The organism is Vibrio genomosp. F6 (assembly GCF_005146325.1).
Lineage (GTDB): Bacteria > Pseudomonadota > Gammaproteobacteria > Enterobacterales > Vibrionaceae > Vibrio > Vibrio cortegadensis.
The window spans coordinates 37,812-52,345 of the sequence record NZ_SYUT01000022.1; the positions used below are offsets into that span (position 1 = coordinate 37,812).

14 protein-coding genes and 1 pseudogene are annotated in these 14,534 nt (G+C 39.7%); 8 read left to right on the plus strand and 7 right to left on the minus strand.

The window, feature by feature from the left end; translation table 11 throughout:
• Positions 1-19 precede the first annotated feature (19 nt).
• The gene (hcp, locus tag FCV43_RS08115; RefSeq protein ID WP_017051364.1) at positions 20-1,684 is read left to right on the plus strand and encodes a hydroxylamine reductase; all 1,665 of its coding nucleotides are present in this window, start codon (positions 20-22) and stop codon (positions 1,682-1,684) included.
• Between the two features lie 223 nt (positions 1,685-1,907).
• Complete coding sequence (locus FCV43_RS08120; protein WP_136994802.1) at positions 1,908-2,993, plus strand: hybrid-cluster NAD(P)-dependent oxidoreductase; 1,086 nt, start codon at positions 1,908-1,910, stop codon at positions 2,991-2,993.
• A gap of 137 nt (positions 2,994-3,130) precedes the next feature.
• On the opposite strand, the gene FCV43_RS08125 is transcribed toward FCV43_RS08120, so the two are convergent.
• Positions 3,131-4,099: a LysR family transcriptional regulator gene (locus FCV43_RS08125; protein WP_017051367.1), complete on the minus strand. Its 969-nt coding sequence runs from the start codon at positions 4,097-4,099 to the stop codon at positions 3,131-3,133.
• A gap of 171 nt (positions 4,100-4,270) precedes the next feature.
• Here FCV43_RS08125 and FCV43_RS08130 point away from each other — a divergent pair, with 171 nt between their 5' ends.
• From FCV43_RS08130 to FCV43_RS20615, 3 genes and pseudogenes are all read left to right on the plus strand, one after another.
• A complete protein-coding gene (locus tag FCV43_RS08130) occupies positions 4,271-5,221 on the plus strand; it encodes a universal stress protein (RefSeq protein ID WP_113800036.1) in 951 nt (316 codons plus the stop codon).
• Between the two features lie 14 nt (positions 5,222-5,235).
• Complete coding sequence (locus tag FCV43_RS08135) at positions 5,236-5,679, plus strand: phosphate-starvation-inducible PsiE family protein (protein ID WP_017051369.1); 444 nt, start codon at positions 5,236-5,238, stop codon at positions 5,677-5,679.
• Between the two features lie 349 nt (positions 5,680-6,028).
• Positions 6,029-6,321: pseudogene (locus FCV43_RS20615) on the plus strand (regulator).
• A gap of 58 nt (positions 6,322-6,379) precedes the next feature.
• On the opposite strand, the gene FCV43_RS08145 reads toward FCV43_RS20615, so the two are convergent.
• From FCV43_RS08145 to FCV43_RS08165, 5 genes are all read right to left on the minus strand, one after another.
• Positions 6,380-7,228 carry a DUF3037 domain-containing protein gene (locus FCV43_RS08145; protein WP_017054749.1) on the minus strand — a complete coding sequence of 283 codons (849 nt, stop codon included), beginning with the start codon at positions 7,226-7,228 and terminating at the stop codon, positions 6,380-6,382.
• Positions 7,225-7,929, minus strand: a complete 705-nt coding sequence (locus FCV43_RS08150; RefSeq protein WP_240697140.1) for a HipA family kinase — start codon at positions 7,927-7,929, stop codon at positions 7,225-7,227. Before FCV43_RS08150 ends, FCV43_RS08145 begins: the two co-directional genes overlap by 4 nt.
• A gap of 297 nt (positions 7,930-8,226) precedes the next feature.
• Complete coding sequence (locus FCV43_RS08155) at positions 8,227-8,592, minus strand: hypothetical protein (protein WP_017054751.1); 366 nt, start codon at positions 8,590-8,592, stop codon at positions 8,227-8,229.
• Between the two features lie 176 nt (positions 8,593-8,768).
• Positions 8,769-9,269: an RDD family protein gene (locus FCV43_RS08160; protein ID WP_017054752.1), complete on the minus strand. Its 501-nt coding sequence runs from the start codon at positions 9,267-9,269 to the stop codon at positions 8,769-8,771.
• Positions 9,270-9,285: 16 nt separating this feature from the next.
• Complete coding sequence (locus FCV43_RS08165) at positions 9,286-9,540, minus strand: hypothetical protein (RefSeq protein ID WP_017054753.1); 255 nt, start codon at positions 9,538-9,540, stop codon at positions 9,286-9,288.
• Between the two features lie 215 nt (positions 9,541-9,755).
• Between FCV43_RS08165 and FCV43_RS08170 the strand changes: the two genes are divergently transcribed.
• The 3 genes from FCV43_RS08170 to FCV43_RS08180 all read left to right on the plus strand — a co-directional run bounded on the left by FCV43_RS08170 (position 9,756) and on the right by FCV43_RS08180 (position 13,490).
• Complete coding sequence (locus FCV43_RS08170; protein WP_113797042.1) at positions 9,756-10,943, plus strand: alpha/beta hydrolase; 1,188 nt, start codon at positions 9,756-9,758, stop codon at positions 10,941-10,943.
• Positions 10,944-11,155: 212 nt separating this feature from the next.
• Positions 11,156-12,505: an MFS transporter gene (locus FCV43_RS08175; protein WP_136994804.1), complete on the plus strand. Its 1,350-nt coding sequence runs from the start codon at positions 11,156-11,158 to the stop codon at positions 12,503-12,505.
• 196 nt (positions 12,506-12,701) lie between these two features.
• Entirely contained in the window at positions 12,702-13,490 is a 789-nt protein-coding gene (locus tag FCV43_RS08180) for a phytanoyl-CoA dioxygenase family protein (RefSeq protein WP_136994806.1), read from the plus strand.
• A 125-nt stretch (positions 13,491-13,615) separates the two neighbouring features.
• Here the strand turns inward: FCV43_RS08180 and FCV43_RS08185 are convergent, their stop codons facing one another.
• Positions 13,616-14,512, minus strand: a complete 897-nt coding sequence (locus FCV43_RS08185; RefSeq protein ID WP_136994808.1) for a LysR family transcriptional regulator — start codon at positions 14,510-14,512, stop codon at positions 13,616-13,618.
• Positions 14,513-14,534: the final 22 nt, after the last annotated feature.

Below are 14,534 nucleotides of genomic sequence, written 5' to 3' on the forward strand. Positions count from 1 at the left end.
CTCAATGGAGCGACAATACATGTTCTGTATTCAATGTGAACAAACAATCCAAACGCCTGCTGTAAAAGGCTGTTCTTTCACACAAGGTATGTGTGGCAAAACTTCTGAAGTTTCTGACTTACAAGACGTACTCGTTTACTCTTTACAAGGTGTTTCATTTTGGGCTGAACAAGGTCGCAAATTTGACATCATCGTAGATGAAATTGATCAGTGGGCACCAAAAGCTTTCTTCGCAACATTGACTAACGTTAACTTCGACCCTGCTCGTATCGTTGAATTCGTACAACAAGCTAACCAATACAAGCAGCAACTAGAGCAAGCAGTTCGCGCAGCCGCAACACTTTCAAACGTAGAGCTTCCAGAGCTTTCTGCGGCAGCGAAATTCGAACTACCTACAGACGCAGAGCAGTTCCTTGCAATTGCACCTCAAGCAGCGGTTAACCGTGGCCATGATTCACAACACGAAGACGTTATCGGCCTTCGCTTACTTTGTCTTTACGGCCTAAAAGGTGCTGCAGCTTACCTAGAGCATGCACGCGTTCTTGGTCAAACTGACGAGAAAGTATTCGCTGAATACCACGAAATTATGGCATGGCTAGGTACTGATCCAACAGACCTAGGCGAGCTACTAGATTGCTCAATGAAAATTGGCCTAGTGAACTACCGCATCATGGAAATGCTTGATACTGGCGAAACGGCGACATTCGGTCACCCAGAACCTACTCAAGTGAACGTAAAAACTATTGCGGGTAAATGTATCCTTGTTTCTGGTCACGATCTTCACGATCTTGAGAAGATTCTTCAGCAAACTGAAGGCAAAGGCATCAACGTTTACACTAACGGTGAAATGCTTCCAGCACACTCTTACCCTGAGCTGAAAAAATACCCTCACCTAGTAGGTAACTACGGTAGTGCATGGCAGAACCAACAAAAAGAATTCGCAAACTTCCCTGGCGCTGTAGTGATGACTTCTAACTGTCTGTTGAACCCAAATGTAGGTCAATACTCAGATCGTCTATTCACTCGTAGCATCGTAGGCTGGCCTGGTGTTGCTCACATTGAAGGTGATGATTTCAGCCAAGTAATCGACTGTGCACTTGCACAAGAAGGTTTCAAACAGAACGAAATCGAACAGATGATCACGATTGGTTTTGGTCGCAATGCTCTTATGGCAGCGGCTCCAGCAGTTGTTGAACAAGTTAAAGAAGGCAACATCAGCCACTTCTTCCTTGTTGGTGGTTGTGACGGTGACAAATCTGAGCGTAGCTACTACACAGACTTCACAGCTCAAGCTCCTGAAGACAGCGTGATCCTAACGCTTGCATGTGGTAAATACCGCTTCAACAAGAACCAATTCGGTGACATCAACGGCATCCCACGTCTATTAGATGTAGGTCAATGTAACGATGCTTACTCTGCAATTCAACTTGCGCTTGCTCTAGGCAAAGAGTTCGATTGCGACATCAACGATCTACCACTAACACTGGTTCTATCTTGGTTCGAGCAAAAAGCGATTGTTATCCTACTGACTCTATTCGCTCTTGGCGTTAAAGGCATCTACACTGGCCCAACCGCTCCAGCATTCTTGACTGATAATCTACTTGCTATCATCCAAGACAAGTTCGACATGCGCAGCATTGGTAACGTTGAAGACGACCTTAAGACTATCTTAAAAGCATCATAAGTCTCCGCTATCGCTAAGCAGTTAAGCAATTGAGCAATTGAGCAGTTGAGCAGTTAAGCTTGATTAAAGCGCTAAACAGCGAATGACGTAGACCAAGTTCGATGCCTGATTACTTTTATATATGACTTTCATATTAAAGTGGCAGGCATCGAATTTTTCATAATGAAAGACACAAGATACACCTTCCATAATTTCTCATTTCTCGATTAAAAAAGTGACAATAATGATGACATTCGAATGGCCAAATACCACACCTGTAACTATGGTGTGTCTCAAAAAATGGTTTGAAACCGACGATACTGTTAGCCTACAAATCGCGCCAAAAAACAACGATGCTAGCTTTGACTTCAAACCCGGACAATTCATTTCCCTTGGGCTTCCAATCGAGAAAAGTAACCCTAGTAAAATTGATTACCGCGCATATTCAATCAGCTCAATCCCAGGGCAAGTGTACCTTCAACTGACCATTAAACGCGTTGAAAATGGTGCCGTATCTAACTACATCGTAGATTCTCTCAAAGAAGGCGATGAAGTTCAGGTTCTTAAACCTGCGGGCATATTTAACACTGTCGATCACGCGCCAAAGCGCAATACTGAACGCCAAAAAGTGGTATTGATCAGTGCAGGTTGTGGTATTACACCAGTGATGTCGATGGCTAAAACATGGTTATCAGATGAGCAGGCTTCAACTGTCGATATCGATTTTGTGCATATGGCAAAAAGCCCACTGCAAACCATCTACTTCAGTGAACTTGAACAGATGGATGAAGAGCACGCTAACTTCAACCTCAAGCTATTACTTAAAGACAGTCAAACGACTCGTCACCCACAAGGTCGTCTTGATGCACAATGGTTGCAACAACTATGTAGCGATATTTTAGAGCGCACGGTTTACCTATGTGGTCCCGTGAGCTTTATGCAGGATATGGAAAACAACTTGAAAGAGATGGGCTTTGATATGGCACATTTCCATCAAGAGAGTTTTACGCCAACAGCAGAAGAATCAAACCAAGAGAAAGCGGTTGTTGAACAGCAGGCTTCTGGTGCGGTTAGTATTCATGTTCCAGATTTCGGTGCAAGCCTTGAAGCAGAGCACGGCACTCCACTGATCGATGCATTAGAAGGTGCAGGTTTGCCAATCATAGCAGCATGTCGCAGCGGTATTTGTGGCTCTTGCAAATGTAAAGTAAACAAAGGCGAAGTACGCTCTACCAGCCAAGAAACTTTGACTCCGGAAGAGATTGAGCAAGGGTACGTATTAGCTTGTTCAAGCCAAGTGCATTCCGATGTGGAAGTTAGCCTTAACTAAACACATGTAGTATTTCAGTCATCTAGGTTGTCGGTATGCATGCCGACAACCTGAATAAGTTCCAAGCCCCTCAATAAATCCCCCACCACCGTATCAAGCTGCGGTTAAATAAATGGTACTCATTACGCATCTTTTGTTTAAGTTGAAATGTTATGCAATCTAAAAAATTGAGATATTTCTTTTTTGATCAAACTGTCTTTCAGTATTTTTTTATAGTCAATAAGATGCGCCATGAATGCTTGGCTGAGTGGACTTTGTTGCTTGGTACTCGGAAAGACAAGATTCCAGTGCGTTTCAATAGGGAACGTGTCGACTGACAATATAGCGATGTTATCTGGATTCTCTTGGGTTAAGGCATATTCAGAGAGGATAGAAAGCCCCATACCAGCCATAACACAATGTTTAATTGCTTCATTGCTCTCCATTACAAATTTGGGCTTTATATTTAAATCGTGCCGCTCAAGGTGTTTTTCTATTGCTTGGCGAGTGCCTGAGCCCTGCTCTCGTAAGATCCAAGAAAAACCTGCCAGTGACCGTAAAGTAACGCGTTCTTTAAGAGCAAGAGGATGACTTTTGTTCGCAATGGCATATAAATTATTGGGAAAAAGAGGGACAACATCGCCTTTCATATCACTATCAATATGACTGAATAAGTACAAGTCATCTCGACCATTTATATACCTTTCTTTTATGCTGTCTCGATTGTCTACTTTCAAAACGATGTCCACCATAGGATGTTTATCTAAGAAGCTTCCTATTAAATGTGGAACAAAATACTCACAAGATGTCACGGCTGCTACTTTTAACGTTCCCGATTTTAATTGTGTCAAATTGGCAATTTCAATCTCTAAATCGTCGACGTTTTGCACGATTTGCATGCAGTACCGAGCGGTAATATGGCCCGCTTCGGTGAACACCAGTTTTTTTCCTTGCAAGTAGTAAAGCTCGACAGAAAGAAGCTCCGAAAACTGCTTAAGCTGTATTGAAACCGTTGGTTGAGTCAGGTTTAAAACTTTAGCAGCCTTCGAAACTGAACCTTCTTCATAGACGGTAAGAAATACTCGAAAACTCCGAAAATTGGACAACCGATTTCTCAATAATTGCATATATCGTCCTCTGTGTTCTATGCCTAATTTCTAAGAGCTTAGCCAGTTAAGCTGAATTTAAGTATAGATAAATATCTATGATCATCATTGTTATTATTAATTATTATTAATACATACGGTGACGTATTGTTTTTGTAAAGCACAACGAATCACAGTTAAATTGGAGGCAACATGTTATTTAAACAATTACTAGTCCCAGTAGCACCTGAACAAAAGATAACGTCATCTCTCAACAATATACTTAATATCGCAGATGAATGTGAATCAAAAATTACGTTATTAATGGTTATCGAGGATATGGATGAGCTAAAAGAAATTAGTCAATATTCTGTAAAAACGTTAGATATTCTCGATAAAGTCACCAAAATATACTATTCACAATTAAGAACACTTGTAAGTGAATTAAAAGGTAAATATAAAAATATCGATTTTAATGTTCAAGTAAGAATCGGTATCCCGTTCATAGAGATAATTCAGTGTGCCAGATCTGAAGGTTCTGATTTTATAGTGATTGATAGCCATCGAAAAAGTAAGTCTCATGCCTGTCAAAGAGGGAGCACAACACTTCATCTAATGCGTAAATCTGAGATTCCTATTTGGTCTACCACTCGCGAATTGCATTCGTCCAAAAAAATCTTAGCGGCAATAGACCTTGATGAACAAGTAAGTGCTGATCTGTGTAAGAGAATACTCAATTCTGCATACGATTTATGCAAAGCAACAAATTCTGAGTTAGTTTTGTGCCACATATGGGAGCTAGAGTCTGAAGGCTTCTTGCGAAAATGGAGCGGCTATAACGATACTGATATCGCGATTCTTAAAGAGAAAATGAAGATTGAACGTGCGAGAAAAATGAGAGCTCTCATAGATAACCTTGTAGATAATAACAATACCGTTAATGTTCATATCGAGCTAATACAAGGCCATGCCAAAGAGCTACTCCCAACATTTATTGAACAAAACTCAATTGATGTCACTTTCCTAGGATCCATGTCGCGAACCGGTATTGCCGGATATTTAATGGGGAACAAGGCTGAATATTGGCTAAATAAATTAAATGCAACCGTTGTTACCTTAAAACCAAGTGAGTTTATTTCTCCCATTGTGTCCACGACGCGGTAAATGGAGTTAACGATATGAAAATTGACAATAATGATAGATTCTCAAGTAGCCTACAAGTCGTTATTCACTGGTCGGTAAGAGTACTATCTATTCTTATGGTATTTGTAATTATTATGGGTGTCGTTGATGTGTCATGGATTCTATATAAGAAGCTGACATCGCCGCCATTCTTTATTTTGACAATATCAGACATGCTAGCCACTTTTGGTGCATTTATGGCAGTACTAATCGCGATAGAAATTTTCATCAATATCACCGTTTACCTTAGAGATAATGTCATTCATGTCAAAATAGTAATGGCTACAGCTTTAATGGCTATCGCTCGAAAGGTGATTATTATTGACATTGAATCAACGAGTGCAAATTATCTTTTTGCAATCGCATCCGTCGTGTTAGCTATGAGCGTAGGCTATTGGATGATACATAAACTACCTCGAAAAAGTCATATAGAGGATTAATTTTAAATTCAATAAGCCACTTTTTTCGGTGGCTTTGTAATACGCCGGTATTGCGCGTTCTGCTGCGCAAACTCGGAATCGCTTGGTGATCACACACTCTTTTTTGTGTTCTGACTCGTTTCTGGACATAAATGTGCCAGTAGTTATTCTAAATTAGCAATCTATTAATAACTTATTGTAGTGTAAAACGACTCAGCTGGTTTGCTTCTCTACAGTGCTTACTCTGCGCTCTTATGTCTGATTATGTTTGATTATGTTTGATTATGTTTGATTATGTTTAATAGTGCATATCTTACAAACGTAGTACAACCTCTTGTATTTAGGGGATTTATTCTTAAAGCATCGCGAAATGAGTAGGAATTGCATTTTTCGAGACTTAGAGTGCCAATGGCCAATGAAGAAGTCGCTGAACTGCACTTAAAAACGTGAGGAACATCGCAAATTGGAACAAGGGAAAGCCTATACCACCTGAATGCAAAAGACTTATGAGAATGGCAAAAGGCCGTGAACAAAGTATTTACGAAAAGTGGGGACACAACAAATATTGGCAGGGATTGCACTATTAGGTATTCAATCTGAGTTAGAGCTAAAACATCAACAAAACTACTTAAACTTGCCAGAGAAATTGCCAAAATGAAATGATAAAAACGTTCACTCGCAGGTAAAAAAGGCTACTCTAAGTAGCCTTTTCTTATTTATATTAGTTCGTTACTAATTTAAAATCATCAACTAAGTAATCTAAATCAAACTCAGCAAATTTCAATATCTCATTACTGTTCTGATATGGAATAACTTTTACACCTAGTTCTTTCATTCCTTTTTCCACAGTATCAAAAGCAGCTACAAACTCTTCTTTTTTATTCCTAGGTCTTTCAATCGTAAATAAGAAGTTATCTTCGTTCAAAGCGTTAGCTTGTAGTAAGTGCTTAACACGAGATATCCAACGATCCCCGTGGTCAACGAGTGCTAAAGGAGTCGCTTGATCAAATGCTAACGGCTTGATCGCTTTAGTTATATTTGCTTCTTTAGCTACTAGTGGAATCTTAAATTGACTGAAGCCAGTATCAAGACTTTGCTCTTTGTACCGAATGGTTAAAGTTTTCAGCTCTTGTCTAAGAGCTTTAACCATCTGTTGCTCTCGGTATTCCTTTGTATCTTTAAAGTCTCTTCCGATATAGCGATCAAAGAGTTGTTCAAGTGCAAGCTGACAATCATCTGTGATCATTGCACCAGTTTCGCCAAACGTCATCAAACCTTCTCTAGTTCGAGTCACTTCGTTCATTAACACAACAAGCTCTTTACCGCTAATATTCTTTGCAAAGTTTTGGATGTAATTTAATTCATCTTCAAAGTTTGCTATAGCTTGCTTGTAAAGTTGCCCTTCAAGATCATCGAAGAAATCAGATACTCTTTTAAATCTGGCAGGGGCTAATTTATAGCTTACAAATCCAGTTTTTGGAGCAAACGCAAGTATACCAACGTTGGCAAACTCTGATGTTTCTGCGAATGGCATAAAGCGAACAATCGCGAATTGTAAAGCTACTTTCATGATATGTCCTCCCAAAACGGTTCATCTAAGAATTTCTGCAATACTAACGTAATTTCTGTTCGAATAGTATCGATTGGATACATTTCTAACCACTCTTCTGGTATCTCACTGATGATATTGTCAATATCTTGCAGGGCATTTTGAAATTTTTCTGTATAAACTTCTTTATCGACTAGTTCTAAGCCATTCCAAGAGCCTGAACTTACATGTTGTTCTTTATGTTCATCAATTTTAAAGTCATCTGCAAAAGCTAGGTTATGATCAACAACACACGTTTCTTTGGTCTTTTGTTCTAAGAAAAAGTTAGGGTTTCCACCTTTATCAGTGAGGTTTCTATCATTATTCTGAATCCAATAATCAAAAATAAACAGATCACGAAGTAGCTGCTGTGGAACTTTCTGTATTTGATTATAGGTTATTTCTTGAATGTTAGGTTTATATGACGAAGCAAAACAATAACCAGCCTCTAAGTCAAAAGAGCTGTATTCAACTAGTAAATCATCAACCCAAGCGATTTTAAAATCCGGAATAGGTAAACCAAAGCTTTTCGCTAGATGAGCTACTATCCATTCTTTTACAAGCCCTCGACAAGTAGCACTGCTGCCTTTTACGACATACTGTTTGCCATCATCACCTTCACAGAGATACGGGTTCGTTCTGCCTTGCGCCATCATTCTTGTAATTTTTAAGATTTCTATCACGAAGTATTACCATATACAGCAAGCTTATTAGTGTCTGATTGGATATTACCATAAGTAACTTACTGAATTAATTGGTTATGCTAATAGAGTGATCAATAGTTGATAGTTTGATCGAAAATAAAGACTGAGCAGCCTCACACAGGACCGAGCGCCTTACTGATTGTTTACTATTCCACATACACTTTCAGTCCAGAACGCCACGTCCTCTTCTGGTGTCAGTTTATACGCCCACAACCTGAATATTTTACTAAACCTGCACTATCTATTTGGACAAGCACTTGATCTCATCAAAACAGATCAGAAGGCTGACTTCAGATAGACACCAACCTCTCTTAGTTGAGCTTTTAGATCCAAAATCTGAATATGAGCCAGTACAATATTAACTAAATTAAATATAGCTACCGAAAACATCATTCCAGCAACATAACCTGACCATGTTTGTTGCTCTGGGTGGTACATGGTATTAAATGACATCACAAAAAATATAAGGCTAGATAAACCCAACATATATTCATTGCAGTTGTAATGGTATGAATTAGTTGCGTAGTCATACTTGATCGTCACCTTCCCACCAGCTCGACCCAGCTTTAGGTTGATAGCACTTCCAACTATTTCATAATCAATATCATTCTTAGCAATGACGTCTTCCACTCTCTCAAGCATAATTTTATTCCTTTCATATCCCGTAAAGGGTCTGCTTTTGTTTACCCAAATGATCTGACCGTAAATTTCTAATACACAATTAGCCTTTCACACCAATACCATCGCTTTAAGCTTTGCCGCAATCACTAAATTTGCTCACAACCAGTAGCTGTTTACGATTGATACAGAAAGACTTACTACACTTTTACGATCACAGATCTCGCTATAAAATCATGAATAGCGCGTTGTTTTGCGTTGGAAAGCATCGATAGTATTTCTATAACTCCCCATGTGAGTGTTACAAGACCAACGAAGTGTGGTAATGGTTGAGTTCCTAGGCTCTCTGGGCTTTGCCCGTTGAAGGCGATTTGAGTATAAAAATAAAAAGAGAATGGCAACATTATGAGAGGTGCAATATCTCTCATCAGTGATTGTCGAAAAGTTAATATTCTGTCCTCTGAAAGATCGAGAACTTTTATTTTCAAAATCCACTTCCCAACCGTTTGTCCAAATAGAGCGTGCAGTATGACGTAATAAGCGACCCCAAGAGTCGAATAAAATATCCCCCAAAATAGAACCCCAAATGGATTAGCGCCTGACGAGAGAATGTAATCACCAATCCATTCAAACGGTAGAAGTACAAGCCCATCGATAAAAAATGCAAATGTTCTTCGCCAAAAATTCGAATATCTGTCCATGATCTCAGCTTAACTTTTACTTTCGATTATTGAAGCTACTCTCAAGAGCTTCTGCTTTGGTTTTCTGCGAGTCTTGATACGCCTCAAATACATCGCCGTTATTACGGCCACTAAAATGAAGAAAGCCGTGGACTAACATCGTAAAAAAGGCAATCACAATGACAAAAATAGGGGCTAAACCTAATTGGTTAACATTGAGCGAAAGTAGCCCAAGAACAAAAATGACAGCGGAAACAATCGCAATAGATTTGCTACGTGATGAGGACTTCATAAGTAACCTGATGTATAAAAAATTAAGCTACCAAGGGTACTTACCATCACTTACGCATTCTATGAAATGGACCACAAAAAAGAAAAGCAAGCGCAACATATAGATCTCACTTATATCTTGCTGCACTTACATTGACGTGGCTCGACATTTTTTCGACATCGATGGAAATACTCTATTTGTACTGAATTTATCTGTTTTCATGAGAAGAGTATTGTATGAATAAAAAAATGATATCCCTAAGTGTATTACTTGGCCTAACCTCATTTGGTGCAACAGCAAACAACATCGACGCACATGAAAAATTCCGTGGTGAACAATCACTAGAGGCAGATCAGTCTAAGTGGTTCCGCGAGCTAAGAATGGATAATTGGAACACAATCGTACCTGAGCAAGAAATTCGGAGCATTCTCGATAAAATCGACTCTGGTGAAACACTGCGCGATTTTAAAAACACCAACGAAGCTGGTCACTGGACTTATGAGTTCACTCAAGCAGCAGACGTTTTTGCAAAATCAGCAAACGACTATGACTCATACCGCAAAGCATCAATGATGTATTTGATTGCATCATACCCAAACCATCTAACTGACCACGAGCACAACGCAATTGAACGCTCTCTAGACATGTACCTTAAAGCAGAGTCATTGAGTAAAACTATTGATATCGAGCGTGTAGAAATGCCACTTGCTGACGGTGGTACTATCACAGGTCTTTTACATGTTCCAAAGGGTGCGAAAAAACCTGGCGTCATTCTTTACACTGGTGGCGTGGATAAAATCCTAACAGAACATCGCGAATCAATTGACGGCTTGCTAAAACAAGGCTTTGCTGTTCTAACTTTTGATATTCCTGGTGGCGGTTTAAATAACAACATCATTATTGAACTTGGTAAAGAAGATCAAGCTCACCAAGCCGCTCTAGCCTATGTGAAATCAAACTCAAAGCTAGACAGCAGTAATGTTGGTGCTCTAAGTTCATCTGGTGGCGGTGTTCCACTACTGACATTCATTCTTAATACACCAGAGCTAAAAGCAGGCGTGGCACGTTGTGCAGTGGTAACGGACGTTCTTACTGATACACAAGTATTCCACCATGCTCCATTAATGTCATCGATGTCTTACGGTTACCGAGTTGGAGTTAAAGATGTGAGCAATCTTGACTCTTATGGAGAATGGACGATTCCGCTAGCTCTTAAGACGAAAGGCTTCAAAGCCAATGAAACGGATGTTCCTGTATTGGCAATCAACACCAAAGATGACATGGTCAACCCGCCAGAAGAAATGAAATATACTGCGGGGCTTTCAACAAAAGGCGAAGTGGCATACTACGGTAACTCTGGACACTGTCCTGATGGCCCAGAAGCAGAGCAAGCTATCATTAGCTTCTTTGACAAATACATGTAATTAATTCACACGTATAACGCTAGCTAGCAAAAGCCCAAAGACTTAACTCTTTGGGCTTCTTTCTATGTCACATAAATAACAGGAAAACATAGATATATAAGCCAAGTTAATGTCGAGCGGGTTTATGAGAGGTGATTTGTGAGGGTTAACCTTTACCTTCAAGGCTAAAAGGGTATATACCTAACATTATATTATTAAAAAATGGACATTTCATGACGGTCAAAGAAGTCCTTCAAATCGGCAATGTCCGCTACTTCCTCATGTTTCGATGCAGCTACTTTGCGCGTTTTTACTATCCTGTATTCACCCTACTCTATTTAGATTACGGGCTAACCCTATCTCAATTTGCGATGCTTAATGTAGTTTGGGCTGCCACCATCGTACTTGCTGAGGTGCCATCAGGGGCATTTGCCGATACTTTAGGGCGCAAAAAGCTCGTGGTTCTATCTTCGATTGTCATGTTTATCGAAATCGCGATGATTGCCTTTGTGCCTACTGGAAACCCCAACTTGGTATTCATTGTATTTTTAGTCAACCGAGTATTAAGTGGCTTAGCAATGGCGCTGGCAAGCGGTGCCGATGAAGCACTAGCTTACGACACATTAAAAGAGCAAGGTAAAGAGGAGGCGTGGCCGCAAGTCTTACAGATCCAAATTCGCATCGCTTCGACTGTCGGCATTTTTGTCACCTTATTGGGAGCAGCAATGTATGACGTGAACTTTATGGCGACCGTCTATTCGTTCCTTGGATTAAACGAGCCAGAAAAGACTCAAGACATCATGCGTATACCTGTTTACGCCACCCTCTTTGTTGCAATGCTCGCCTTTTATGCTGCGATCAATATGAAAGAAGACAACAAAACACTGCCAATACATCACAGCAAATTAGCGACCACCATCGCCAGCCTTAAATTAACGCTAAATACGGGGAAATGGGTACTTTCCACACCGTATGTGCTGTTCATATTGCTCTACTACAGTTTATTCGAACACACATCGCGGATGTTTTTAACCATGAACAGCCAATACTATCGCGCCATTGATATACCCATTATCTATTTCGGTCTTATTGGAGCAGGGATCAGTGTGCTACAAATAGTACTAGCAGGGCAAAGCCGTAAGTTAGCTGAGCGAATGGATCCAAAAATGTTCATCTTTGTCATGGGTTTAGCAACGATGGTAACCTATTATTGCATAAGTTTAGGGTGGTCGATTTACGGGGTAATACCTGCATTAGTGCTAATTTTTATCATCATGACAATGAACATTTTTATTAGTTACCATCTTAATAAAAAGACCGAGTCAAACAACAGAGCAACCGTTCTAAGCTTCAAAGGGTTAATGTTTAATCTTGGATACGGTTCTATAGGTATTTTGTACGCCTACTACTACAAATTGCTGTCTCAGAACTACACCGAACAAGAGATGGAACAAAACCTTGATTTCTTAGCTTCACTGTCTTCGTTCTTCTACTACTTCACCTTTTTGTTTGTTTCGATCAGCACTCTGTTCTATTTCAAAAACAAGAAAGAACCGATATTTCAAGAATCTAGCGATAAGTAATCAGAATTTAAAGCGAGCATCTTTGACACTGAAAGATATAAACCGGAAAACGCATAGAACTAATAAACACATATTCTTATTACTCCACTACATCTATTAATTATCCCATTAGTGACTTGGTTGAACGACGACAGTCTGGCATTATGCCCAAGAAATCTGTGGTTATTACACGGTACAAAATGAACGAAGGTAGTCAGTGGTAGAAAACAGCCAACAATTAAGTCACCGTTACGATGAACACGGTTACTTTGTTATCAGAAATTATTTCGATGAAGCTCAAATTGCATCGCTTAGAGATGTTGTACTGAAATTTCATGAAGCATGGAAAGCAGACAACGAAGAGTTCTATCAAGAAGAAGCATTTAACTCCTCTTTAATTACAGGTAGCGAATACTTACCCACCGACGATAGAACCGTATTGTTTGACTTCATCAGCTCAAAAAAAGTGATGGACATAGTCGATGCGGTGTTACCAAACAACCCTGCTTTTATGAACACTCAACTGTTCTTCAACCCTATGAACCCACAACAAAAAGACTTCTGGCATCGTGACTGTCAGTACGACTACGACATTGATGACCAAATGAACGTCATCATGGAAACCCAAGTATTGCACCTTCGTGTGCCCTTATTTGATGAACTCGGTATGGAGCTTATCCCTGGTACGCACAAACGCTGGGACAACGAAGAAGAGTTTAATGTTCGCCAAGAAGTGAATGGTAAAGTGAGCAGCGACAGCATCTCTAGCGGTAAGCAGATACCGTTAGCCGCAGGAGACTTGCTGGTATTTTCAGCGGATATGATCCACCGAGGTCGATATGGGTTAGATCGATTGGCATTGGATATTTTAATCTTTGATTCGGCGGCAGACTATGCCGACTACGTTGATGATGATTGCTTACCAACTCCAGCAATCCTGAGCAATATTGCCGACCCAAGACTGTTTATGAACACCTTACACCTGAAATCGACAAGCACTACCTGATGCTGACGGCAAACATGGGTAGCTCCATCATATTTCGCTGAATTTTTGATCGAATAAACTCAACCAAATATGAATAATCTCAAAAATGGAATACCCTTACGTTTTTCGATTTACTTGGTGCTGTTCTATCTTTTTTCATTTCGAAAGAAGTAATCGGATAGAAAATCTATAAAGGAACGAATACTTTGTGGTTGGTGATCTACATCTTTATAAAGTAGATACATAGGCAATTTAAAAGGCTGATACTGATCCAATATTATTTTTAGCTCATTTGATTTTAGTTCCTTTTCTATCATCCACTTAGGCATTCCTGTCACACCCTGGCCAAGTTTTGCCATCTTCACTAACATTTCGGGATTGTCACTTCTAATTCGCTCATGCACTTTTATTCTTAGCTCTTCTTTTCCATCATAAAATCGCCACAAGTTTGATGGGTTAGATAGGGCATAGGTAAGGCACTTATGCTGCTCCAAATCCCTTGCTTTCATAATTGGCGGATGGCTCGCTAAATAATCGACTGACGCAAAATAGACAAGCTCATTGTCCATCAGCCACTTGGCTTTTAACCCCGAATCTTTGAGATAACTTGCTCGAATTGCAATATCAATCTCATCTTCAACCAAATTAACTAACTTATCTGATACCGACACATCAACGGTTAAATTAGGGTTCAAGTTCATAAACTCGTTGAGTGGTGAAGAAAGCAAACGCACGCTAAATGCACTAGGTACTGATAGTTTCAATTTACCCGATACAATAGTTTGTTCTTGCCTTAGCTGAGATTCAAATGTACTCAACTCTTCAGTCAGCTTTATCGCTAACTTCAAATATTGTTTCCCACCGTTTGTAAGGCTGATTGCACGAGAATGACGGTGGAATAATGTGATACCAATCTCTTTCTCTAACCAAGCTATCTTCTTGCTCACAGCGCTTTGAGTGATATTTAGTTCATTTGCAGCAGCCGTAAATGTTCCATGAAAAGCAACGCGGGTAAAAACAGTTAAGCATTGAATTTTGTCCATATGCATTCCTATTTAGAATCAT